This is a genomic window from Cupriavidus sp. SS-3 (assembly GCF_035818815.1).
In the GTDB taxonomy this organism is placed as follows: domain Bacteria; phylum Pseudomonadota; class Gammaproteobacteria; order Burkholderiales; family Burkholderiaceae; genus Cupriavidus; species Cupriavidus taiwanensis_C.
The window spans coordinates 175,385-198,307 of record NZ_JAYLVT010000003.1 but is presented as its reverse complement, the minus strand read 5'-3'; the positions used below and the strand labels follow the sequence as shown (position 1 = coordinate 198,307).

Genomic DNA, 22,923 nt, shown 5'->3' with positions numbered 1-22,923 from the left:
TCAGTCAACTACCCCTGCCGCACCGCACCACCGCCCTCCTCAGGCCTGGCGCCCGCCTGCGGCCGCGTGCGCGGGTGCCGCGCGCGGCGGCACCAGCAGCGACAACGGCTGCTTCAGGATGCGCCGCCGCACGGCCGCGCTCAGCTCGGCGCGATCGATGCGCCGCAAATTGCGTGACCGCAGCGCCATATTGAATGCGAGCGCAAAGCTGACCGCCACGTTCAGCATGCCCATCAGCGCAATGCCCGCCACCGCCAGCCACAGCGCGGGCATGCGCAGCGCATCCCACCCCAGCACGCCGATCGCCGCGCCCACCGACCCGGTCGACAGCGTCACATGGCGCACTTCCATATGCGGGCCGAAGAAACTCAGGATCTCCGGCCCCAGCCCCAGCAGCAGCCCCAGCGACACGTTGGCGACGATGCCCGACAGGTTGCGTTTCCAGAAGTCCGCCACCCGGGTGGCGCCGCGTGCGCCCAGCACATACTGCAAGCGCCGGTGGTAAGCCATCACGTCGTGCACGCGGTGCAGCGCGAACCAGTTGTCCGCCCAGCCCGCGAACAGGCTCGACAGCCACAGCAGCACGCCGGTGAAGGCCGCATACAGCGGCGTCGGTCCCAGGATCGAAAAGGACTCGATGGTGGCGATCGCCTTGGCCGGCGTGATCAGGTTGGCACCCAGCAACCTGTGCGCCAGCCACTGCACGCCCAGCGCCACCGGGAACACCACCGCCAGGTTGCCGGCAATGGCCGCCGCGTTGGAGCGGATCATGGCGACGGTGTCGTCGACAAAGATCTCGCGCCCCTCCGGCCGCCCCGCGTTATCGAGCCGGTGCGCCAGCGCGGGCCCGGTCATGGCCGGCTGCTTGGTCGCCAGCGTGAAGTGGGCGAAATGGATGGCGAGGAAGCTGCCGGCATAGTTGAGCGAGGCCAGCACGCCTTCGCTGAACTTGTCCAGGTGCAGCCCGTAGATCAGGAACTTGAGGTACACCGTGGCCACCGAAACCAGGCCGCCGCCCGCCGCGGCGCGCACCAGCTCGGCATATTCGCGGCGGTCGCGCGTGATGTAGTGTTCGCCGGTCTCGGCCGAGCGCTCCACCACCTTGCGCGCCAGCTGCGCGAACGAGGTCCCCGCCAGATGCGCAATGCTGCGCCGCGCCTGGGTCGAGCGGATCAGCTCGGCCACCAGGTGCGCCGGCATGCCGGGACGGCCGGGCTCGACCCACGCCGCCAGCAGCAGCTCGATGCGGCTGAGCTGCACCTTCATGCGCTCGATCTGGAACACCACCTCGACCGACACGCCGTTTTCCTCCAGGTCCTCGTACACCTGGCGCGCGGCGGCGTGGCAGCCGTCGAGCAGCGCGCGGAAGTAGTTCAGGCGATGGCCGAAGCTGTTGTCGTCGCGGCGCAGGCCGTCCTCGCGCAAGGCCTGGATGGCCTCGTCCAGGCGAAAAAACGGGGTGTCCTCGACACGCCCCGCCAGCCGCGAGCGTATCGCCTGGCTCAGCCCGGTGGCGCGCACCTGGCTGATCAGCACCGCGATGCTGGTGGCCAGGGTCTGGCCCAACGCCTCGCGATAGCGCGCCAGGCCCGCTTCCTCGCCGTCGGCGCGGCCGCTTTCGAGCACGCGCGCCAGCCGCGCCATCAGCGCATCGTCGATGGCCTCGACCCAGTCTGCGTCCTCGTCGCCGACGAACACCAGCGCAAACAGCGCCGCCATGTCGCTGCGGTTCGGCGGCGGCGGCAAGAAGCGGCTCTGGAGCCGGCTCACCATCTCGCTGACGAAGCCGGGATGCTGTGCCACGCCGGTATCGCAGAACAGGCCGGTGGGGTCGTTCTCGCGCAGCAGGCTGCGCACCGTCTGCGCAAAGCGCGCGGCCCAGTCCGGGTGCCGCTCCAGCACCTGCAGCAGGTAGCGCAGGCGCACGTGCTCCGGATGGCGGCGCGGCGCGCCGTCTTCCTGGCTGTCGGCATCGGCGCCAAGGCCGCCGTCGCGACGGATCCAGAAGGCCAGTTCGATCAGCCAGCCGTTGCGCTCGGCCAGCGGTGCCTGCGGATCGGCCGCACTCAGGATGGCGTCGAGCTGCAGGCTGGCATTGCGCGACTCGCGCCATTTGCGGAACAGTTTGCGAAGCATGGATTTTCGTCGGGAGCGGGCCGCCGGCCGCGGGCGCAGGACGCCGCGGCGGGGCCGGGAAAGACTGCGCAGCGGGCCGGCTCAGCCGGCCGGCTGCAGACGCTGGCGCAACTCGGCCACCAGGCCGTCGCAGGCATCTTCGATATAGTCGAGCACGCGCTCGAAGCCATCGCCTTCGCCGTAATACGGGTCCGGCACCTCGTCGGCATCGTGGCGGGTGGCGAAGCTCATCAGCAGCCGCACCTTGTCGCCGGCATCCGGGCGCAGCCGCAGCAGGCCGGCCAGGTTCTCGCGGTCCATCGCCAGGATCAGGTCGAAGCGGTCGAAGTCCGGCACGCCGACCTTGCGCGCGCGCAGCGCCGACAGGTCATAGCCGCGCTGCAGCGCATGGCGCTGGGTGCGTGGATCGGGGGCGCGGCCGAGGTGGTATTCATGCGTGCCCGCCGAATCCAGCTCCACCAGCGACGCCAGCCCGGCGGCGTCGAGCTTGGCGCGCAGCACGCCCTCCGCCGTGGGGGAACGGCAGATATTCCCCATGCAACACATCAGGATGGCATATGGCTTCATCGGATCAAGGCTTGGCAAGATGGCATGGAGGCGCGATTCTACCTGCCGCCCTTGCCGCCGGCCCGGCGTGTCGCAGCGCTGGGCGGCGCGCGGCGCTAGGCGAGCTGCTTGGCCAGCCGTTCGCCGTGCGCAAACCCGGCCACTTGCGCGGCCTCGGCCGACTTGTAGTGGTCGGTGATGCGCGAGCTGTCGGTCAGCGTGCCGGCGGCCCGGATGTTGGTGCCGGGGCGGCAGACGCGCACCGTGTACGACCATTCGCTCTGTGAACGCTGCCTGACCTGCACTTGCACTTCGTGGGTCTCATAGACCTTCTTCTTCCATTCGCCGATGTCGGTCATTGTGGTTTCTCCACGGGAAATGGGGGTACCCGCCGGCGCGCTAGCTGACCTCGCCCGCGTCGATCGCACGCATGGCGCCGGCCTCCGCCATGGCGATGGCGGCCTCAGGGGTGGGCGCGTCGCCGGCGATTGCCTCGAAGCTCGGGCCGGTCGGTTCGCCGAACGCGTCGGCGATGCGCATCTGCGCGGCAAAGCCGCCGGCGGCATTCGGGACCGCCGTGACCACCACCGCGTAGCCGCCGTATTCAAACTGGCGTTCCATCGTGCCTCCTTCGCAGCGGTCCGTGGCCCTGCCCCGCGCTGGCGCCGCCGAGGATTTCACTATAGGCGACGCGCGCCCGGCGTTGCGGCGTATCAGGCAGGCGGCAGCGCGCCCTCGCCGCTCGCGCCGAACACCTGCGCCTTGAGCTTGGCCAGCTGGTCGCGCACCTGCGCCGCCTGTTCGAACTCCAGGTTGCGCGCATGCTCGAGCATGAGCTTCTCCAGCCGCTTGATCTCCTTGGAGACCTGTTTTTCGCTCATCTCCTCATAGCGCGCCTGCTCCTGCGCCGCCTGCAGCTCGGCCCGGGCGTCGCTGACGTTGTAGACGCCGTCGATAATGTCCTTGATGCGCTTGACCACGCCGCGCGGCGTGATGCCGTTGGCTTCGTTGAAGGCGATCTGCTTGGCACGGCGGCGCTCGGTCTCGTCGATGGCCTTCTTCATCGAGTCGGTCATGCGGTCCGCGTACAGGATGGCGGTGCCGTTGACGTTGCGCGCAGCGCGGCCGATGGTCTGGATCAGCGAGCGCTCGGCGCGCAGGAAGCCTTCCTTGTCCGCGTCGAGGATCGCCACCAGCGAGACCTCGGGGATGTCCAGCCCCTCGCGCAGCAGGTTGATGCCGACCAGCACGTCGAAGGTGCCCAGGCGCAGGTCGCGGATGATCTCGACGCGCTCGACGGTGTCGATATCCGAGTGCAGGTAGCGCACCTTGACGCCGTTCTCGGTCAGGAACTCGGTCAGCTGCTCGGCCATGCGCTTGGTCAGCGTGGTCACCAGCACGCGTTCGCCGGCGCCGACGCGTGCGTGGATCTCGGACAGCAGGTCATCCACCTGCGTGGTCGCGGGGCGCACCATGATGACCGGGTCGACCAGGCCGGTCGGGCGAACCACCTGCTCCACCACCTGGCCGGCGTGCTCCCGCTCGAACTGCGCCGGCGTGGCCGTGACGAACATCACCTGGCGCATCTTGCGCTCGAACTCGTCGAACTTGAGCGGCCGGTTGTCCAGCGCCGACGGCAGCCGGAAGCCGTACTCCACCAGCGTGGTCTTGCGCGCGCGGTCGCCGTTGTACATGCCGTTGAGCTGGCCGATCAGCACGTGCGATTCGTCCAGGAACATCAGGGCGTCGGGCGGCAGGTAGTCGACCAGCGTCGGCGGCGGGTCGCCGGGACGCGCGCCGGAGAGGTGCCGCGAATAGTTCTCGATGCCCTTGCAGAAGCCCAGCTCGGACAGCATCTCGAGGTCGAAGCGGGTGCGCTGCTCGAGCCGCTGCGCTTCCACCAGGCGGTTTTCCTTGTGGAAGAACTCGAGCCGCTCGCGCAGTTCGTCCTTGATCGCCTCGATCGCGCGCAGCACGGTCTCGCGCGGGGTCACGTAGTGGCTCGACGGGTAGACCGTGAAGCGCGGGATCTTCTGCCGCACCCGCCCCGTCAGCGGATCGAAGAAATGCAGCGACTCGACTTCGTCGTCGAACATCTCCAGCCGCACCGCCATTTCGGCATGCTCCGCCGGGAAGATGTCGATGGTGTCGCCGCGCACGCGGAAGGTGCCGCGCTGGAAGTCGGTCTCGTTGCGGGTGTACTGCATCGCGATCAGGCGCGCGATCACGTCGCGCTGGCTGATCTTGTCGCCGGCCCGCAGCGTCAGGATCATCTGGTGGTATTCGGTCGGGTTGCCGATCCCGTAGATCGCCGACACGGTCGCGACGATGACGGTGTCGCGGCGCTCCAGCAGGCTCTTGGTCGCCGACAGCCGCATCTGCTCGATATGCTCGTTGATCGACGAGTCCTTCTCGATAAACAGGTCGCGCTGCGGGACGTAGGCCTCGGGCTGGTAGTAGTCGTAGTAGCTGACGAAGTACTCGACGGCATTGCGCGGGAAGAATTCGCGGAATTCCGCGTAGAGCTGCGCCGCCAGCGTCTTGTTGGGCGCGAACACGATGGCCGGCCGTCCCATGCGCGCGATCACGTTCGCCATGGTGAAGGTCTTGCCCGAACCGGTGACGCCCAGCAGGGTCTGGAACGACAGGCCGTCTTCCACCCCCTCCACCAGCTGCCGGATTGCCTCGGGCTGGTCGCCGGCGGGCGGGAACGGCTGGTACAGCTGGAACGGGGAACCGGGAAATGTGACGAATTTGTCTTCGTCCAGGGCCGGCGCGGCTTCGGCAAGGTTCGTCATAGGGGCGTGACTAGGGAAATACCTGAGGAAAACGGGCGGATTACGCTAGAATCTTGGGGTTGTCAGCCCCCGCTTCAAGCCAAGAAGAGCGCGGCCGGGCCTGCCAGCCTCCAGCGCAGTACGGAGCATTCTACGCCTTCCGTTTTTCACATAGCCGACCACGAGATTCCAAATGAGTTTGTTTTCTGCCGTCGAGATGGCCCCGCGCGACCCGATCCTGGGCCTCAACGAAGCCTTCAATGCCGACACCCGCGCGACCAAGGTCAACCTGGGCGTTGGCGTGTACTTCACCGACGAAGGGAAAATCCCCCTGCTGCGCGCCGTCCAGGAGGCAGAAAAAGCCCGTCTGACCACCGCCACCCCGCGCGGCTACCTGCCGATCGAAGGCATCGCGGCCTATGACCAGGCGGTGCAGACGCTGCTGTTGGGCAAGGAATCGCCGCTGATCACGGAAGGCCGCGTGGTGACGGCTCAGGCACTTGGCGGCACCGGCGCGCTGAAGATCGGCGCCGACTTCCTGAAACGCCTGTACCCGGACGCCAAGGTCGCCATCAGCGACCCGAGCTGGGAAAACCACCGCGCGCTGTTCGAATCCGCCGGCTTCCCGGTGGTCAACTACGCCTACTACGACGCCCCGAGCCACGGCCTGAACTTCGCCGGCATGGTGGAATCGCTGAAGTCGTTCCCCGCCAACACCATCGTCGTGCTGCACGCCTGCTGCCACAACCCGACCGGCGTCGACCTGTCGCCCGAGCAGTGGCAGCAGGTGGTGGAACTGGTCAAGGAACGCAACCTGATCCCCTTCCTGGACATGGCCTACCAGGGCTTTGCCGACGGCATCGATGCCGACGGTGCCGCGGTGCGCCTGTTTGCCGATTCCGGCCTGCCGTTCTTCGTGTCGAGCTCGTTCTCGAAGAGCTTCTCGCTGTATGGCGAACGCGTCGGCGCGCTGTCGATCGTCACCACCGGCAAGGAAGAAGCGCAGCGCGTGATGTCGCAGGTCAAGCGCGTGATCCGCACCAACTATTCCAACCCGCCGACCCACGGCGGCACCGTGGTCGCGACCGTGCTGAACAGCCCGGAACTGCGCGCCATGTGGGAAGAAGAACTGGCCGAAATGCGCGACCGCATCAAGCTGATGCGCCATGCGCTGGTCGACAAGCTGGCCGCCAAGGGCGTGCCGGGCGACTTCTCCTTCGTCAAGGCCCAGCGCGGCATGTTCTCGTACTCGGGACTGACCTCGGCCCAGGTGGACCGCCTGCGCAACGAGCACGGCATCTACGCCGTCAGCACCGGCCGCATCTGCGTTGCGGCGCTGAACAGCCGCAACATCGATGCGGTGGTCGACGCGATCGCGGCCGTGATGTAACACCGTTGCCAGTTGCCGCGCCGCAACGGACGGCAACTGGCGTGGGCATCACAAAACCGTAGAAAAAAAGCGGCTTCGGCCGCTTTTTGCATTTGTTTGCGATGTTGTAGGAGGTTGTCAGCGAAAAATCAGGCCAATGCCTTATTGTGTTCCGCGCATAGGGAAGTACTTTAAGGTATATGCTGCAAAGCAAGATCGTTAGCACGGTCGTTCGATTCAGGCATAATCGGCGCCACACGATCCCAGGTGTATTGTCAGTACATTGTTACTTGGTGGTACGCATCCTCAGTAAGACCAGGCAGAAACGGCATGCTCTATCAATTGCATGAGTTCCAGCGCTCGATCCTGCACCCGCTGACCGCGTGGGCCCAGGCGACCGCCAAGACCTTCACCAACCCCCTCAGCCCGATGTCGCTGGTACCTGGCGCGCCCCGCCTGGCCGCCGGCTACGAACTGCTGTACCGGCTTGGCAAGGAATACGAAAAACCGGCGTTCGATATCAAGTCGGTGCGCTCCAACGGGCGCGACATCCCCATCGTCGAACAGACCGTGCTGGAAAAGCCCTTCTGCAAGCTGCTGCGCTTCAAGCGCTATGCCGACGATCCGGAAACCATCAAGCTGCTCAAGGACGAGCCGGTGGTGCTGGTGGCCGCGCCGTTGTCGGGCCACCACGCCACGCTGCTGCGCGACACGGTGCGCACGCTGTTGCAGGACCACAAGGTCTACGTCACCGACTGGATCGATGCGCGCATGGTGCCGGTCGAGGACGGCGCCTTCCACCTGTCGGACTACATCTACTACATCCAGGAATTCATCCGCCATATCGGCGCCGAGAACCTGCACGTGATCTCGGTATGCCAGCCCACGGTACCGGTGCTGGCGGCGATTTCGCTGATGGCGTCCGCCGGCGAGAAGACGCCGCGCACCATGACCATGATGGGCGGCCCGATCGACGCCCGCAAAAGCCCGACCGCGGTCAACTCGCTGGCGACCAACAAGTCCTACGAGTGGTTCGAGAACAACGTCATCTACACCGTGCCGGCCAACTACCCCGGCCACGGCCGCCGCGTCTACCCGGGCTTCCTGCAGCATGCCGGCTTTGTCGCGATGAACCCGGACCGGCACCTGTCCTCGCACTATGACTACTACCTGAGCCTGGTCGAGGGCGATGCCGACGACGCCGAGGCGCACGTGCGCTTCTACGACGAATACAACGCGGTGCTCGACATGGCCGCCGAGTATTACCTCGACACCATCCGCGAGGTGTTCCAGGAATTCCGCCTGGCCAACGGCACCTGGGCCATCGACGGCAAGCCCGTGCGCCCGCAGGACATCAAGAGCACGGCGCTGATGACCATCGAGGGCGAGCTCGACGACATCTCCGGCGCAGGCCAGACCGCCGCCGCGCACGACCTGTGCGCCGGCATCCCGAAAAACCGCAAGCAGCACCTGAACGCCGAGCGTTGCGGCCACTACGGGATCTTCTCGGGCCGGCGCTGGCGCGAGGACATCTACCCGCAGCTGCGCGACTTTATCCGCAAGTACCACCAGGCCCCGGTGGCCGTGGCCAGCAAGTAAAAAACGCCCGCGCAAGCGGGCGTTACTGTCTGGGCGGCGCCGCCGGCGCCTCAGGGCTTCTTCAGGTAGCTCAGCAGCATGTCCGTGTGCAGTTCGGCAAAGCGCTCGTGCTCCTGCTGCGATGCCACGTCGCGGCCGATCACGGCGCTGATGGTGTAGCGGTTCGACAGCACGTAGTAGCCCAGCGCGGAAATCGTCAGGTAGAACTGCGGCACGTCGATATGGTCGCGGAACAATCCCTGCTGCTGGCCGCGCCGGATCACGTCGGCAAGCACGTCGACCACCGGGTTGATCAGCTGCTGCAGCTGCGCGGACTTCTTCAGGTGGCGCGCCTCGTGCAGGTTCTCGCTGTTGACCAGGCGGATGAATTCGGGGTGCTCGTAGTACCAGTCCCAGACGAAGCGGGCCAGCGTGCGCACGCCCTCGACGGGGTCTTCGTCGACCAGGTGCAGTTGCTCTTCGGCGGCGCGGAAGTTTGCGTATTGCTTCTCGAGCACCGCCAGGAACAGGCCCTCCTTGCTGCCGTAGTAGTAATACAGCATGCGCTCGTTGGTCTCCGCGCGCCGGGCAATCTGGTCGACGCGGGCGCCGGCCAGACCACCCTTGGCGAATTCCTCGGTGGCCGCAGCGAGGATGCGTCGGCGCGTCCCTTCCGGGTCGCGTTTGGTCTTGGGCTCTGTTGACATGGGGTGTGGTCGATCGTTGCGCGGATTATGGCACAGGCCGGAATGCGGCAATCCGGCCGCGCGACGCGCATCATCGCCGTTTCTGTCCGCCGGCGAAATCGGGGATAATCCTTGCGGCGCGAAAACCGCAGGGTCCGCAGAGACCCCGGTGCCGCAGGGGCCGCCAGCACATTGTCCGCCCCCGCAAGGCCGCCGTTATGTCGCCAACCGCTCACAGCATTGCGCAAATATCGTGCTTTGCCCGTGGCCGCGCCGCGCTGGTGCGGCTGCCGGTGTGGCTGCTGGCGCGCTATTTTGACCCTGCTCTTGTCCCCTGAATTGCTGTCCGTTGTCGTGAATCCCGCCGTCAAGTCCCTCGCCGACCGTCTCGAGGCGCTGCTGCCGCAGACCCAGTGCACCAAGTGCGGCTTCAGCGGCTGCCGCCCCTACGCCGAGGCCATGGCCAGCGGCGAGGCTGCCTGCAACCGTTGCCCGCCGGGCGGCGCGCAGGGGATCGCGCGCCTGGCCGCGCTGCTGGGCACCGAGCCCCTGCCGCTCGATCCCGAACGCGGCACCGAGCAGCCGCGCGCCGTCGCCCGCATCGATGAGAGCCTTTGCATCGGCTGCACCCTTTGCATCCAGGCCTGCCCGGTCGACGCCATCGCCGGCGCCGCCAAGCAGATGCATACCGTGATCCCCGAGCTGTGCACCGGTTGCGACCTGTGCGTGCCGCCCTGCCCGGTCGACTGCATCGACATGGTCCCCGTCACCGGCACGCGCACCGGCTGGGACGCGTGGTCGCAGGCGCAGGCCGATGCCGCGCAGGCGCGCTACCTGGCGCGCAACGCGCGGCTGGTGCGCGAGCGCGAGGAAAACGATGCGCGCCTGGCCGCCAAGGCCGCCGCCAAGCTCGCCGCGGTGCAGGCCGAAGCGCCCGAGAACGACGCCGAGCGCGCCGCGCAGGAACGCAAGCGCGCCATCATCCAGGCCGCGATCGAACGCGCGCGGCAGAAGCAGCAGGCCGCGCGGCCGCGCAATACCGACAACGTGTCGGCCGCGGTGCAGGCGCAGATCGATGCCGCCGAAGCGCGGCGCGCGCGCGCCGGGCTGACACCGCGGGAGGAAGATCCCCATCCCGCGCACGACCCGGCCAACGACCCGAAGAAAGAATCATGAACGCTGCCAAGTGCCGTGCCATCTTCGAGACGCTGCGCGAAGTCAATCCGGCTCCGACCACGGAACTGGAGTACAGCTCGCCGTTCGAGCTGCTGATCGCCGTGCTGCTGTCGGCGCAGGCCACCGACGTTGGCGTGAACAAGGCCACGCGCCGCCTGTTCCCGGTCGCGCATACGCCGCGGCAGATGCTGGAGCTGGGCGAAGCCGGCCTGAGCGAATACATCAAGACCATCGGCCTGTACAAGACCAAGGCCAGGCATGTGATCGAGACCTGCCGCATCCTGGTCGAACGCCATGGCGGCAAGGTGCCGGCAGAGCGTGAAGCGCTGGAAGCGCTGCCGGGCGTGGGCCGCAAGACCGCCAACGTGGTGCTCAACACCGCGTTCGGCCAGCCCACCATCGCGGTCGACACGCATATCTTCCGCGTCTCCAACCGCACCGGCCTGGCGCCGGGCAAGAACGTCGACATCGTCGAGCAGAAGCTGCTCAAGTGCGTGCCGCATGAATTCCTGCACGACGCCCATCACTGGCTGATCCTGCACGGCCGCTACGTGTGCAAGGCGCGCAAGCCGGAATGCTGGCACTGCGCGATCGAAACGCTGTGCGAGTTCAGGGAGAAAACCCCGGCGCCGCAGCTGTAGCCGCGGCCGGCTCGGGCGCTGGCTCGGGCTCGGGCTCGTGCGCCAGCACCAGCGCCAGCTGCAGCGCGGTGCGCGCGACCACGTCGACATCGGGGCTGTAGCCGTGGCGGATCCAGCGCACGGCAAGGTGGACCACGCCGCCCGCCACGCCCGCCGTCAGCAGTGGATCACGCTCGCGTCCCGGCGGCAGCAGCGCCTGCGCCAGCAGCCCGCCAAATTCATCCAGCGAATCGGCCAGCGCGCCGTCGACCAGCTTGCTGACGCCACGGATTTCCACCAGGAACACCCGCGCCGAGCGCGGTTCGCGCTGCAGCGCGCCGAAATAGGCGCGCAACATCGCCAGCGCCCGTTGCGCGCCGTCGTGGCCGGCGGCCTCGCCCGCCTGCACCAGGGTGTGCAGCAAGCGATGGGTCACCGTTTGAAACGATGCCAGCAGCAAGGCCTCGCTGTTGGCGAATGACTCGTAGAAATAGCGCTCGGTCAGGCCCGCGGCCTCGCACACGGCCTTGACCGTGGCGTTCTGGTAACCGCGCTCGCCGTAGACCTGCACGGCCGCGGCAATCAGTTGCGCGCGGCGCTGGGCACGGCGCTCTTCGGCTTCGGCGCCACGATAGCGGCGCGTGGGAGTCAGCTCGGGGGTCATGCGCGCCATTATGGCATTCCCTATGGTCAGAAAACTTGCCTGGTCGCTTCTGACAATCTATGTTGTCAGAAGTGTCACTGACCGGATGCCTGCCATGCGCGATGCCAGTTCCGATGACGCAGTTCTCGAGGTGCTGATCGTGGGCGCCGGCCTGTCCGGCATCGGCGCGGCGCGCCAGCTGCAACGGCGCTGCCCCGGCAAGCGCTACGCCATCCTCGAGGCGCGCGACGCCATCGGCGGCACCTGGGACCTGTTCCGCTACCCCGGCATCCGCTCGGACTCGGACATGTACACGCTGGGCTACCGCTTCAAGCCCTGGCGCGGCGCCAGGGCCATCGCCGACGGCCCGTCGATCCGCGCCTATATCCGCGAGACCGCCGCGGAAGCCGGCATCACGCGCCAGATCCGCTTCGGCCACCGCGTGGTCGGCGCGGCATGGGACAGCGCCGACGCGTGCTGGACCGTCGAAGCCGAACGCGGCGCCGACGGCAGCCGGGTGCGCGTGCGTGCGCGCCTGCTCTATGTCTGCGCCGGCTACTACAGCTATGCCGAGGGGCATCGTCCCGCGTTCGACGGCGACGACCGTTTTCGCGGCCGCATCGTGCACCCGCAGTTCTGGGACGAGTCGCTCGACTACGCCGGCAAGCGCGTGGTGGTGATCGGCAGCGGCGCCACCGCGGTCACGCTGGTGCCGGCGATGGCCGCCCGCGCGGCGCACGTGACCATGCTGCAGCGCTCGCCCACTTATATCGTGACGCGCCCCGGGGAGGACGCCATTGCGCGCACCCTGCGGCGCGTGCTGCCGGAGCGGCTGGCCTACACCGCCACACGCTGGAAGAACGTGCTGCTCGGCATGACCTTCTTCCAGCTGGCACGGCGCCGGCCGGAACGCGTCAAGGCGCGCCTGGTCGGCATGGCCGCGGCGCAGTTGCCGGCGGACTTCGACGTGGCGACGCATTTCACGCCGCGCTACAAGCCCTGGGACCAGCGCCTGTGCCTGGTACCCGACGGCGACCTGTTCCGCGCCCTGCGCGAGGGCCGCGCCTCGGTGGTGACCGACACCATCAAGCGCTTCACCGAACATGGCATCGAGCTGGCCAGCGGCAAGTCGCTCGACGCCGATATCGTGGTGACGGCCACCGGGCTGAAGCTGAACATGCTGGGCGACATTGCGCTCACGGTCGACGGCCAGCCGCGCCGCCCCGCCGAATGCCTGGCCTACAAGGGCATGATGCTCAGCGACGTGCCCAACCTGGTGCTGGCATTCGGCTACACCAATGCCTCGTGGACGCTCAAGGCCGACCTGACCGCCGAGTACGTCTGCCGCCTGCTGCGCCACATGGACCGCCATGGCCACCGCATCGCCGTGCCGCGCGCGCCCGCGGCGGTGCAGCCGACGCCGTTCCTGGACTTCACCTCGGGCTATGTGCAGCGCGCCGCCGGCGTGCTGCCGCGCCAGGGCGACCGCAAGCCGTGGCGTGTGCACCAGAACTACCTGAAAGACCTGCTGACGATACGGTATGGACGCATCGCCGATGGCGTGCTGCAGTTCGGCGCGCCACCGGCGCTGCGCGAGCCGCGCAACGCGCCGGAGGCAACGGGCGCCAGCACGGTTGCTGCCGTCGCCGCGCGCGAGGTGCAGCCATGACTGTTGCGCTGATCGTCCTGGCCGTGCTGCTGGCGCTGATTCTGCTGTCCGGCGCCGCGCTATGGCTGTACACCTGGCGTACCGCACGCCGCATCGAAGCCGCGATGCCGCCGCCGGGCCGCTTTGTCGACGTGCCCGGCGCGCGGCTGCATGTGGTGGAGCGCGGGCAAGGCCCGGCGCTGCTGCTGGTGCATGGCCTGTCGGGCCAGCTCGAGAACTTCGGCTACGGCATGATCGCGCCGCTGGCCGAGAGCTTCCGCGTCATCGCTGTCGACCGCCCCGGCGCCGGCCATTCCACCCGTACGCCCGGCAGCGCCGCCGACCTGCCCGCGCAGGCCGACGCGCTGGCCGCGCTGTGCGACAAGCTGGGCCTGGAACGTCCGCTGGTGGTAGGCCATTCGCTGGGCGGCGCGATTGCGCTGGCGCTGGCGATCCGGCACCCGGAACGGGTCGGCGGCCTTGCCCTGATCGCGCCGCTGACACATCCGCCCAGGGAGATCTCGCCGGTGTTCCGGGCCATGACCGTGCCGCGCGCATGGCAACGCCGGCTGCTGGCGTGGACCCTGGTGGTGCCGATGTCGATCCGCCATCGCGCCGAGGTCATGGACATCGTGTTCGGCCCCGACCCGGTGCCGGACGACTTCCCGACCCGCGGCGGCGGCCTGCTGGCCCTGCGCCCGCGCCATTTCCTGGCGGCGTCGGAAGACCTGCTCGGCGCCGCGCAGAGCCTGCCAGCGCTGCTGCGCCACTACGGCATGCTGCGCGCGCCGGTCAGCGTGCTGTACGGCCGCGACGACCGCATCCTCGACTTCGCCGAGCATGGCGAAGCGCTGGTGGCCAAGGTGCCGGGCGCCACGCTGACCCTGGTCAGCGGCGGGCATATGCTGCCGGTGACCGCCATCGACACCAGCGTCGATTTCGTGCGCACCGCCGCCGCGCGGATGCAGTTGTCCGCGCCGCGGCCGGCACAGGCCGCTTGACCCAAGGAGACCACCCATGGCCACCACGACCGGTTCCAACCCCTACAAGCAGGATCTGTTCGCCGCATTGCGCGCCGTGCGCAAGCTGATGGCGGACGGCAACGACACCGAGCAGGTATTCCGCATCATGCGCGCGCTCAACGGCCCGTCGATGCCGCGCAACTTCAGCCGCCTGCTGGCCACGCACGACGGGCGCCGCATGGTCTACCAGCGCATCGAACTGGCCGAGCGCCTGTCCGATCCCGCCTACGTGGCCGGCTTCGCGCCGGGCACGGTCGGCGCGGCCTATCGCGCCTTCCTCGAACCGACCGGATACAGCGCGAACGGCCTGGCCAAAGTGTCGAACCTCGACCAGGAACCGGTGCTCGAAGACGCCTACCTGTGGTTCGGCCGGCGCACGCGCGACATCCACGACATCTGGCATGTGCTGACCGGCTACCGCGCCGACGAAAGCCTGGGCGAAGCCGCGCTGGTGGCCTTCAGCTATGCGCAGACCGGCGGACGGGGCTGGGCCTTCATCGCCATCGCGGCGTCGCTGAAGAGCCTGCGCGTGAGCGGCAGCCTGGCCTTTGCGCGCGCCGTGCTGGAGGGCTACCGGCTGGGCCGCCGCGCCGGCTGGCTGCTGGGCGAGGATTACGAGAAGCTGCTGCACGAACCGATCGACGCGGCGCGCGCACGGCTTGGGATCGGCCAGGCGCGCCGCTACCTGGCCTGCAATCCGATGCAGCAATGGACCGCCTGATCCACGCGCCAGGCAAGGCCTGAAAAAAAAGCGACCACGCGGGTCGCTTTTTTGTTTGCCGGTAACGGGCGGGTTCAGACGATGCGGCAGGCTTCGTCGAACGACAGGCGCGGGCCGCGCGGATACAGCTTGTCGGCGACGCCATAGCCCAGGTTGCACAGGAAGTTGACCTGCCACTTGCCGTCCGGGAAGAACGCCGCGTTGACCTTGTCGGCGTCGAAGCCGCCCATCGGGCCGCAGTCCAGGCCCAGCGCGCGCGCCGCGAGAATGAAGTAGCCGCCCTGCAGCGAGCTGTTCATCAGCGCGTCGCGGGCGATCTTGGCATCGTTGCCGGCGTACCAGGAGCGGGCGTCGGCATGCGGGAACAGCTTGGGCAACTGGTCGTGGAAGGCGGTGTCGAAGGCGACGATGGCGGTCACCGGCGCCGAGCGCGTCTTGTCGACGTTGCCGGCCGAGACGCAGTCGACCAGGCGCGCCTTCTCGGCGGCGCTCTTGACGAACACGATGCGCGCGGGGCTGCTGTTGGCAGCGGTCGGGCCGAACTTCATCGCTTCATAGACCTGGTGCAGCACGGCGTCGTCCACATGGCGGTCCTGCCACACGTTGTGCGTGCGGGCTTCGGTGAACAGTTGCGCCAGGGCGGCGTGGTCGATCTGGGACATGCGCGTCCTTTCTGTACGGGAGGTAAGAGAAGGCGCGATTGTACCCAAGCGCCGGCGCGCCTCACGACAGCGCCTTTGAGCAACCCGTTCAATTCCCTTGGATGTCGGCGCGCGCCGGGGCGGGTGCGCTGCCGCGGCGGGTCAGCCACAGCACGCCCGCCAGGATCAGGCCCCCGCCCAGCGCCTGCGCCGCGCCGATCTGCTCGCCCAGCAGCAGGGCCGCCAGCACCACGGTGACCACCGGCTCCAGCGTCGACAGCATCGACGCCTGCGCCGCGCCCAGCCGCTGCAGCCCGGCAAAGAAGGTCAGGATCGCCAGCACGGTCGACAGCAGCGCGATCCCCGCCAGCGCCAGCCAGCCGCCGGCATCGGCCGGAAACTGCGGCGGCGTCCCCGCGCCGGCGCGCAGCACGCCGACAGCGCCGTAGACCAGCGCCGCCGCGGTGCAGATCACGGTAGTGGTGGCGATCGGGTTGACGCCGGCGGTCAGGCGCGCGCCGACGATGATGTAGACGGAGTAGATCACCGCCGCCGCCAGCCCCAGCGCGATTCCGAGCGGCGAGCCCGCGCCGCCGCCGACGGTCAGCCCGGCGCCCACCGAGCACAGCACCAGCGCCACCACCGCGGCGGTGGTCAGCCGCTCCTTCAGGAAGATGGCCGCGAGGATGGTCACGAACAGCGGATACAGGTACAGCAGCAGCGCCACCAGGCTGGCCTGCGCATGGTTGAGCGCGCTGAAGAAGCAGAACGACTGGCCGACATAGCCGATGCCCCCCATCGCCGCCAGCGCCAGCACGCGCCGCCACGGCGGCAGCGCGATGCCGCACGTGCGCATCACCCACGCCAGCGCCGCCGCGGCCAGCAGGAAGCGCACCAGCAGCAGGCCGTACACGTCCGCGCCCGCGGCGTAGGCAAAGCGCGCGAAGATGGCCATGGCGCCGAAGGCGCTGGCCGAGACCGCGATCAGCAGCACGCCGGCCAGCTTGTCGCGGGCAGCGGTCGGGGCGGTGGGGGCGGAAGCGCTCATCGGGCAGGCAGGAAGTCGGCGATCCCGCATTCTACTTGGGACCATCGCCGCCATTTCGACCACCGTCGGGCCGCCGGCAAGGGTCGCCCCCGTCGTCTACAATGGCGCCACCATGTTCAATCCCTCACGAGAAGAAGTCCGCCGGTTCTTCTGCGATGCCTGGCAGAAGCAGATCGCAGGCGGCGTGCTGACCCCGCTGGAAGCCATTGCCGTCGACTGGATCGGCGAGCACCCGGAATACCAGGACCTGCTGCGCGACACCGAAGGCGCGCTGGCGCAGGACTACACCCCCGAGCAAGGCCAGACCAATCCCTTCCTGCACCTGGCGATGCACCTGTCGATTTCGGAGCAGGTCTCGGTCGACCAGCCGCGCGGCATCCGCCAGGCCTACGAGGCGCTCGCGCGCCGGCTCGATTCCCCGCACCAAGCCCAGCACCAGGTGATGGAATGCCTGGGCGAGATGCTGTGGCAGGCCCAGCGCACCGGCCAGCCGCCGGACGGCGACCACTACGTCGACTGCGTCAGGCGCCGCGCCAACCGCTGACAGCGCGCGCCGGTACGCGCAAAAAGTGCAGCGTACAATTCCTCACAAGCCGTTGCGGGCGGGCGTGGTAGGCTTTGGGCTCCGTATTTCCCCTAGTTACGTTGCCATCACCCGGCAACGTCGCGCATCTTCATGCCCCCTACTGCCCTTTTCTCGCGGCAGCGTCTGGCGCCAGCCAGCCGTGCCGTCGCCCCCCTCTGCCTGTCGCTGATGCTGGCCTGGCCGTTGGCCGGCCATGCCGGCGTGGCGCTGCTGCAGCCGCCGCGCGTGATCGACGGCAACCAGCCGCTGACGCTGACCCTGGTGGTGTCGGCCGACAACACCACGCGCCGCTACCGTATTCCCGACACACTCGAAGTGACCGCCTCCGGCGAGATGCAGGCGCCGGTGCGGCTGGTGCTGTGGCGCGAAGTCTCCGGCCCCGCCGTGGTCAACCTGCGCCGTGGCGAGCATCGCGCCATCCACTACACGGTGGCGCTGCCGCCGGTGCTGCGCGGCCAGGTGCGGCTGGATGCCACCGGCATCGACGCCGCGCCGGTGCTGGTCACGCTGAACCGGCTGCCGCAGCCGGGCGAGGCGGCCACGTCGACGCCGCCGGTGGCCAGCCAGGCGCCGGCCGCGGTTGCCGACAGCCCCGACTCCGCGGACGGCGCGCCCGTGCCGGTGACCGGAGTCACCACGGCCCAGGCCGCGGCCCCCGCCCCGGCCGACCTGCGCGACAGCGCCCGGCTGTCGTTTCACGACCCGATGTACTTCATGGTCGGGGCGAACGATGGCGCCAACGCCAAGTTCCAGTTCAGCTTCAAGTACCGCATTTTCGAGGGCGAGGATCCGGCCTCGAAGCGCCTGTTCGACAACCTCTACTTCAGCTACACCCAGTTCTCGCTGTGGGACCTGAGCGAAGATTCGGCGCCGTTCCGCGACACCAACTACCGGCCCAGCCTGTTCTACTACCTGTCGGATACCGGCGTGCGCAACAACGTGATCAGCCGGCTGTCGCTGGCCGCCGGCCTGGAGCATGAATCCAACGGCCGCAACGGCGCGGACTCGCGCAGCATCAACACGGTGTTCGTCAAGCCCACCTTCTATTTCGGCGACCAGAACGACTGGCACTGGCGCGTGGCGCCCAAGCTCTACGCTTATGTGGAAAAGGCCGACAACCCGGACATCGCCCACTACCGCGGCTACATGGACCTCGGCATCGCCTACGGGCGGCCGGACTCATGGGAGTTCTCGGCGACGCTGCGCAAGGGCACGCGCAAGTGGTACGGCAGCGTCGACGCGCAGCTGACCTACCCGATGGCGCGGCTGATCCCCGGCACGGCCGGCTACCTGATGGCGGGATATTTCGTCGGCTATGGCGAGAGCCTGCTGGACTACAACCACAAGCTGCCGTGGCAGTTCCGCATCGGCTATGCGCTGACGCGCTGAAGCCGGGACCGTCGCTAGCCCGCCAGCGGCTTGCCGCTGGCCTTCAGGCGCGCATTGGCCACGGCCGCGGCAAACTGCCCGTGGCCGTGCCAGCCGGTGGCCCGGCCCAGCTTCTTGCCGTTCTGGAAGAACATGAACACCGGGATGCCGTGCAGGCCGAAGCGCCGCCCCAGTTCCGGGTGCGCATAGACGTTGGCGTGCAGCCAGTGCAGTTCCAGCGCGCGCACCGGCCCGGGATTGGCCAGCATCGCCTTCTTGGCCATTTCGCAGTTGAAGCAGTCCACGCCCCAGAAGAACACGCACACCAGCGCGTCGCCGGCCGCGGCGATGGCGCCGTCGATGGTGGCATCGTCGACCTCGCGCATGGCAAAGGCGTCAAAGGCGCGGTGGTCCAGATGCGGGGCCGCGGACGGATCCGGCGCGCCGGCTTGCGGTTCGGTGCTCATGGTTCGCTCCTGATGCGGCTTCTGCCAATGACGAACGCCCGGGCCGGGTGGCACCGGGCGTCGGGCCGTGACAGGACGGCAGGGGCGGCGGCTTACTTCGGCGCCGCCACCGTGACCAGCGCCGGGCGCAGCACGCGGTCGGCAATGGTGTAGCCGCGCTGGAGCACGGTCACCACGGTATTGGGCTCCTGCTCCGCCGGCACCATCGAGATAGCCTGGTGGCGGTGCGGGTCGAACTTCTCGCCCACCGGGTTGAGCTCGACGATCTTGCCGCGCTCGAAGGCGGCGGCCAGCTGGCGCGCGGTCAGTTCCACGCCTTCGCGCAGCTTGGCGATGTCGCCGGAGCCGTCGGCCAGCGCGGCCTGCAGGCTGTCCATGACCGGCAGCAGGTTGTCGGCAAAGTTCTCGATGGCGAACTTGTGCGCCTTGGCGACATCTTCCTGGGCCCGGCGGCGGATGTTCTCGCCTTCGGCCACGGCGCGCATGTACAGGTCGTAATTCTCGCTGGCCTTGGCTTCCAGGGCGGCCAGCTGGGCCGCCACGTCGTCCGCGGCGGCAGCCGCAGTGTCGGGCGCGCCGGTCTCCGGGCTGGCGGTGGCGGTGCTGGCCGCCTCTTCGCCCGCAGGCGTCGCAGTCTGGTTGGATGGCGTCTGCTTCTGGTCTTCCATGTCGATCCGTATCAATGCAGTGTCGCGGCCCGCCGTGGGGCTGGCCGCGGGTGGTAAATCGGCGTGTGTCCGATGCAGGTGGTGGCAGCTCGCCGCATTTCAAGAGTGGCGCCGACGCGACGCCGAAACACACGGTTACAAAGCCCGGCCCGTTGCAATCGACGCCTTATTGCTTTGCGCCAATGCCCTCACTAAGATTCCTAGTAAGAAAAATGACAAAAATGTCGAGGGCCCAGGAGATGGTTCATTTTTGTGCCGCTTCCGAAAGGTTGGCCATGCATAAGCTCCCAGTCGTGACGGTGTGCCTCGTGGCCGCACTGGCGGTCATGACCGCCTTTATCTGCCTGTCCGGCGCCTTTACTCCGCGCGATACGGAGTATGGCAGCGGCAAGGCGGTGTTCAAGCACTACATCGTTCCCTTCGTCAGCCAGGAAGTCGCGCAGGAATAACCCGCCCCACCTGGCGATCCATCGCGCGGCGGCACCGGCAACGGTGCCGCCGCGCTGCCATCTCAGCCGTTGAAGTCGTCGATGCGGCGGCGGTCGCGCTTGGTCGGGCGCCCCTGGATCTGCGCGGACGGTTCGGGCTGCAGGCGCCGGCGCTCGGCGTCGGCGGCCCGGCGCGACTGGCTCTCGGCACTTTCCTGGTACAGCGTCTGCGCCACCGGCGCCGGCCCGCGCGCCGCGGCGATGCCCTTCACTTCGAGCTCCCAGCGCTGCTGGTGTGCCTCCAGCGCAACCTTGTCGCCGGGCTTGACCTCGCGTGAGTTCTTGCACAGCTGGCCGTTGACCGTCACCTTGCCGCGCTCCACCGCTTCTGCCGCGAGCGAGCGGGTCTTGAAGAAACGCGCGCACCACAGCCATTTGTCGATGCGCTGGCGCGCATCCGCCTCGAAATCTACGTTCATGCCGCCGCTCCCCGCGCCTGCGCACGCGTGCGCCGCGCCTCCACTTCATGCGCATGCGGCGTGGCCAGCGGCCAGCCCTGCAGGTGCTGCAGCGCGATCTCCGCCATCGCCGCGACCCACGGCGCGGCATCGTTCATGCATGGAATGAAATGGAAGTCCTTGCCGCCCGCGACCTTGAACTCAGTCTGGCCTTCCATGGCGATTTCTTCCAGCGTTTCGATGCAGTCCGCCGGAAAGCCCGGGCAGAACACGTCGACGCGCCCGGCGCCGACCTTGCCCAGCTCCGCCAGCGTCGGCGCCGTATAGGGCTGCAGCCACTCGGCCTTGCCGAAGCGCGACTGGAACGTCACCTGGTACTGCCCCGCTTGCAGGCCCAGCGCCTCGCCCAGCAGGCGGCCGGTCTTCAGGCACTCGCAGTGGTACGGATCGCCCAGTTCCAGCGTGCGCCGCGGCACGCCGTGGAACGACAGGATCAGCTTGTCGCCCTGGCCGAAATCCGGCATGCCGTGCCGGCTCCAGTAGGCGGCGACCTGCTGCTGCAGCGCGGAGATATACGCGGGATGGTCATGGAAATGCTTGATCAGCCGCAGTTCCGGCTGGTTGCGCCACTGGCCCAGCACCCGGAACACCTCGTCGAAGGCGGTGGCCGTAGTGGTGCCCGAGTACTGCGGATACATCGGCAGCACCAGCACCTGCTCGCAGCCCTGGCGGCGCAGCGCTTCCATCACCGAGGCGATCGACGGGTTGCCGTAGCGCATCGCGCACGCCACCGTCACGTCGTGGCCGTTCTGGTGCAGCAGCCGCTGCAGCGCGTGCGCCTGGCGCTCGCTGTAGACCAGCAGCGGCGAGCCCGTCATATGGGCCTCGCGCAGCCAGATCGATTCGTACTTGAGCGCCGACGCGCGCGAGCGCAGCGGCAGGATCACGCCGTACAGCAGCGGCAGCCAGGCCGCGCGCGGGATCTCGACCACGCGCGGATCGGACAGGAATTGCTTCAGGTAGCGCCCCACCGCCTTGGGCGTGGGGGCATCGGGGGTGCCGAGGTTGACCAGCAGGATCGCCGTGCGCGGCGCCTGGCCGTGCTGGTAGGCCGGTTCGGGAGAAAACGTCATGTCGCTTGCGGGTTGGCGCGATGCCGGGATGGGGCGGGGGCGGCGCACCGGCGCCGGGCCCGCGCGGCGGGAATGGGAGAGCCGCGGGTCAGACCGGAACGCCGGACCACTAGTTCTGGCTCAGCGCGCTCGACAGCAACCGCGCGGTAATGTCGACGATCGGGATCACGCGCTCGTAAGCCATGCGCGTGGGGCCAATCACCCCCAAGGTGCCGACGATCTGCCCGTCGACCTCGTACGGCGCGGTGATGACCGCCATGTCTTCGATCGGCACCAGTTGGCTTTCGCCGCCGATGAAGATCTGCACGCCCTGCGCATGGCTGGACACGTCCAGCAGCTGCAGCAGGCTGGTCTTGTGCTCGAACACGTCGAACAGGCGCCGCAGCTTGTCCATGCTCGAGGCCAGGTCGTCGACTTCGAGCAGCTTGCGCTCGCCGCTGATATAGACGTGGTCGTCGTCCTCGTCCTCGGCGGCGCTGCCGGCCTCGACCGCGGCCTGCATCAGCTGCGACATGTCGCGGCGCAGGTCCTGCAGCTCGAGCCGCAGGTGGCTGCGCACGGTGTCGAAGCTCATGCCGGCATAGTGCGAGTTGAAGAAATTGGCCGCCTCGATCAATTGCGCCGGCGTGTAGGGGAGTTCGGTCTGGATGATGCGGTTCTGCACGTCGCCCTCGGGGCTGACGATGATCAGCAGGATGCGCTTGTCCGACAGCCGCATGAACTCGATCTGCCGGAACGCCTGCGCGCGGCGCGGCGTCATCACCACGCCGGCAAAGTGCGACAGGTTGGACAGCGTGCGCGCCGCCGCCGTGATCATGCGCTGCGGCCCCAGTTGCTGGCCGCCCAGCTGGTCCTGGATCTGCCCGGTCAGCTCGGCCAGGTCCGCGTTGCGCTCGAGCGGCTTGGCGGTCAGCATCGAATCGACGAACAGCCGGTAGCCGCGCGGCGTCGGGATGCGGCCGGCCGAGGTGTGCGGGCTGGCGATAAAACCCATTTCCTCGAGATCGGACATCACATTGCGTATCGTCGCCGGCGACAGGTCCAGCCCCGAGTACTTGGACAGGGTGCGGGAACCGACCGGCTGGCCTTCGGCAATGTAGCGCTCGATCAGGGTCTTGAGCAGCGTTTTGGAACGTTCATCCATGATGCCCCGATTTTACGCAAGTTTTGGACCTTCTGGCGGACCGGCCCGATGTGCCGCGGG

24 protein-coding genes are annotated in these 22,923 nt (G+C 68.2%); 10 read left to right on the top strand and 14 right to left on the bottom strand.

Annotation, left to right across the window (positions count from 1 at the left end; all coding sequences use genetic code 11):
• Nucleotides 1-39: 39 nt before the first annotated feature.
• From U9J39_RS06820 to uvrB, 5 genes are all read right to left on the bottom strand, one after another.
• Complete coding sequence (locus U9J39_RS06820; RefSeq protein ID WP_326346799.1) at nucleotides 40-2,136, bottom strand: site-specific recombinase; 2,097 nt, start codon at nucleotides 2,134-2,136, stop codon at nucleotides 40-42.
• Between the two features lie 81 nt (nucleotides 2,137-2,217).
• Nucleotides 2,218-2,703, bottom strand: coding sequence for a low molecular weight protein-tyrosine-phosphatase (locus tag U9J39_RS06815; protein ID WP_326346798.1), 486 nt, complete (start codon nucleotides 2,701-2,703; stop codon nucleotides 2,218-2,220).
• A 95-nt stretch (nucleotides 2,704-2,798) separates the two neighbouring features.
• Nucleotides 2,799-3,041 carry a hypothetical protein gene (locus U9J39_RS06810; protein WP_062797958.1) on the bottom strand — a complete coding sequence of 81 codons (243 nt, stop codon included), beginning with the start codon at nucleotides 3,039-3,041 and terminating at the stop codon, nucleotides 2,799-2,801.
• A 40-nt stretch (nucleotides 3,042-3,081) separates the two neighbouring features.
• Nucleotides 3,082-3,303 carry a hypothetical protein gene (locus U9J39_RS06805; protein ID WP_115679900.1) on the bottom strand — a complete coding sequence of 74 codons (222 nt, stop codon included), beginning with the start codon at nucleotides 3,301-3,303 and terminating at the stop codon, nucleotides 3,082-3,084.
• A gap of 92 nt (nucleotides 3,304-3,395) precedes the next feature.
• Nucleotides 3,396-5,480 carry an excinuclease ABC subunit UvrB gene (uvrB, locus tag U9J39_RS06800; RefSeq protein WP_115708899.1) on the bottom strand — a complete coding sequence of 695 codons (2,085 nt, stop codon included), beginning with the start codon at nucleotides 5,478-5,480 and terminating at the stop codon, nucleotides 3,396-3,398.
• Nucleotides 5,481-5,652: 172 nt separating this feature from the next.
• Here uvrB and U9J39_RS06795 point away from each other — a divergent pair, with 172 nt between their 5' ends.
• Both U9J39_RS06795 and U9J39_RS06790 read left to right on the top strand, forming a co-directional pair.
• Nucleotides 5,653-6,849 (top strand): amino acid aminotransferase, encoded by a 1,197-nt coding sequence (locus U9J39_RS06795; RefSeq protein WP_326346797.1) that lies wholly within the window; start codon nucleotides 5,653-5,655, stop codon nucleotides 6,847-6,849.
• 309 nt (nucleotides 6,850-7,158) lie between these two features.
• Nucleotides 7,159-8,427, top strand: a complete 1,269-nt coding sequence (locus U9J39_RS06790; RefSeq protein WP_115708897.1) for a polyhydroxyalkanoate depolymerase — start codon at nucleotides 7,159-7,161, stop codon at nucleotides 8,425-8,427.
• 50 nt (nucleotides 8,428-8,477) lie between these two features.
• Here U9J39_RS06790 and U9J39_RS06785 read toward each other — a convergent pair whose 3' ends face one another.
• The gene (locus U9J39_RS06785; protein ID WP_018006923.1) at nucleotides 8,478-9,113 is read right to left on the bottom strand and encodes a TetR family transcriptional regulator; all 636 of its coding nucleotides are present in this window, start codon (nucleotides 9,111-9,113) and stop codon (nucleotides 8,478-8,480) included.
• A gap of 333 nt (nucleotides 9,114-9,446) precedes the next feature.
• Between U9J39_RS06785 and rsxB the strand changes: the two genes are divergently transcribed.
• On the top strand, nucleotides 9,447-10,268 hold the full coding sequence (rsxB, locus tag U9J39_RS06780; RefSeq protein ID WP_326346796.1) for an electron transport complex subunit RsxB: 822 nt from the start codon (nucleotides 9,447-9,449) through the stop codon (nucleotides 10,266-10,268).
• The gene (nth, locus tag U9J39_RS06775; RefSeq protein ID WP_092313897.1) at nucleotides 10,265-10,909 is read left to right on the top strand and encodes an endonuclease III; all 645 of its coding nucleotides are present in this window, start codon (nucleotides 10,265-10,267) and stop codon (nucleotides 10,907-10,909) included. Before rsxB ends, nth begins: the two co-directional genes overlap by 4 nt.
• Here nth and U9J39_RS06770 read toward each other — a convergent pair.
• Nucleotides 10,878-11,561, bottom strand: coding sequence for a TetR/AcrR family transcriptional regulator (locus U9J39_RS06770; protein WP_326346795.1), 684 nt, complete (start codon nucleotides 11,559-11,561; stop codon nucleotides 10,878-10,880). The genes nth and U9J39_RS06770 overlap by 32 nt on opposite strands.
• A gap of 85 nt (nucleotides 11,562-11,646) precedes the next feature.
• On the opposite strand from U9J39_RS06770, the gene U9J39_RS06765 reads away from it, so the two are divergent.
• The 3 genes from U9J39_RS06765 to U9J39_RS06755 are packed head-to-tail and all read left to right on the top strand — an operon-like array spanning nucleotide 11,647 to nucleotide 14,922.
• Complete coding sequence (locus U9J39_RS06765) at nucleotides 11,647-13,200, top strand: flavin-containing monooxygenase (protein WP_326346794.1); 1,554 nt, start codon at nucleotides 11,647-11,649, stop codon at nucleotides 13,198-13,200.
• A complete protein-coding gene (locus U9J39_RS06760; protein ID WP_326346793.1) occupies nucleotides 13,197-14,180 on the top strand; it encodes an alpha/beta fold hydrolase in 984 nt (327 codons plus the stop codon). Before U9J39_RS06765 ends, U9J39_RS06760 begins: the two co-directional genes overlap by 4 nt.
• A gap of 16 nt (nucleotides 14,181-14,196) precedes the next feature.
• Nucleotides 14,197-14,922 (top strand): Coq4 family protein, encoded by a 726-nt coding sequence (locus U9J39_RS06755; RefSeq protein ID WP_326346792.1) that lies wholly within the window; start codon nucleotides 14,197-14,199, stop codon nucleotides 14,920-14,922.
• A gap of 74 nt (nucleotides 14,923-14,996) precedes the next feature.
• Here U9J39_RS06755 and U9J39_RS06750 read toward each other — a convergent pair whose 3' ends face one another.
• Together U9J39_RS06750 and U9J39_RS06745 are read right to left on the bottom strand one after the other, a co-directional pair.
• Nucleotides 14,997-15,584, bottom strand: a complete 588-nt coding sequence (locus U9J39_RS06750; protein ID WP_115708887.1) for a malonic semialdehyde reductase — start codon at nucleotides 15,582-15,584, stop codon at nucleotides 14,997-14,999.
• An 88-nt stretch (nucleotides 15,585-15,672) separates the two neighbouring features.
• Nucleotides 15,673-16,611 carry a DMT family transporter gene (locus tag U9J39_RS06745; protein WP_326346791.1) on the bottom strand — a complete coding sequence of 313 codons (939 nt, stop codon included), beginning with the start codon at nucleotides 16,609-16,611 and terminating at the stop codon, nucleotides 15,673-15,675.
• A 112-nt stretch (nucleotides 16,612-16,723) separates the two neighbouring features.
• Between U9J39_RS06745 and U9J39_RS06740 the strand changes: the two genes are divergently transcribed.
• Both U9J39_RS06740 and U9J39_RS06735 read left to right on the top strand, forming a co-directional pair.
• Nucleotides 16,724-17,155 carry a DUF1841 family protein gene (locus tag U9J39_RS06740; protein WP_116312360.1) on the top strand — a complete coding sequence of 144 codons (432 nt, stop codon included), beginning with the start codon at nucleotides 16,724-16,726 and terminating at the stop codon, nucleotides 17,153-17,155.
• A 132-nt stretch (nucleotides 17,156-17,287) separates the two neighbouring features.
• Nucleotides 17,288-18,586 carry a phospholipase A gene (locus tag U9J39_RS06735; RefSeq protein WP_115708882.1) on the top strand — a complete coding sequence of 433 codons (1,299 nt, stop codon included), beginning with the start codon at nucleotides 17,288-17,290 and terminating at the stop codon, nucleotides 18,584-18,586.
• A 14-nt stretch (nucleotides 18,587-18,600) separates the two neighbouring features.
• Here the strand turns inward: U9J39_RS06735 and U9J39_RS06730 are convergent, their stop codons facing one another.
• Complete coding sequence (locus U9J39_RS06730) at nucleotides 18,601-19,032, bottom strand: thioredoxin family protein (protein WP_116312359.1); 432 nt, start codon at nucleotides 19,030-19,032, stop codon at nucleotides 18,601-18,603.
• Between the two features lie 92 nt (nucleotides 19,033-19,124).
• The gene (gene grpE, locus U9J39_RS06725; protein WP_115708880.1) at nucleotides 19,125-19,700 is read right to left on the bottom strand and encodes a nucleotide exchange factor GrpE; all 576 of its coding nucleotides are present in this window, start codon (nucleotides 19,698-19,700) and stop codon (nucleotides 19,125-19,127) included.
• A 275-nt stretch (nucleotides 19,701-19,975) separates the two neighbouring features.
• On the opposite strand from grpE, the gene U9J39_RS06720 reads away from it, so the two are divergent.
• Complete coding sequence (locus U9J39_RS06720; protein ID WP_172581729.1) at nucleotides 19,976-20,149, top strand: hypothetical protein; 174 nt, start codon at nucleotides 19,976-19,978, stop codon at nucleotides 20,147-20,149.
• Between the two features lie 62 nt (nucleotides 20,150-20,211).
• Here U9J39_RS06720 and U9J39_RS06715 read toward each other — a convergent pair whose 3' ends face one another.
• The 3 genes from U9J39_RS06715 to hrcA all read right to left on the bottom strand — a co-directional run bounded on the left by U9J39_RS06715 (nucleotide 20,212) and on the right by hrcA (nucleotide 22,863).
• Nucleotides 20,212-20,607, bottom strand: coding sequence for an RNA-binding S4 domain-containing protein (locus U9J39_RS06715; RefSeq protein ID WP_018006937.1), 396 nt, complete (start codon nucleotides 20,605-20,607; stop codon nucleotides 20,212-20,214).
• Complete coding sequence (gene hemH / locus U9J39_RS06710; RefSeq protein WP_326346790.1) at nucleotides 20,604-21,719, bottom strand: ferrochelatase; 1,116 nt, start codon at nucleotides 21,717-21,719, stop codon at nucleotides 20,604-20,606. The genes U9J39_RS06715 and hemH overlap by 4 nt, the downstream gene beginning before the upstream one ends.
• Before the next feature lie 109 nt (nucleotides 21,720-21,828).
• Nucleotides 21,829-22,863 carry a heat-inducible transcriptional repressor HrcA gene (gene hrcA / locus U9J39_RS06705; RefSeq protein WP_018006939.1) on the bottom strand — a complete coding sequence of 345 codons (1,035 nt, stop codon included), beginning with the start codon at nucleotides 22,861-22,863 and terminating at the stop codon, nucleotides 21,829-21,831.
• Nucleotides 22,864-22,923: the final 60 nt, after the last annotated feature.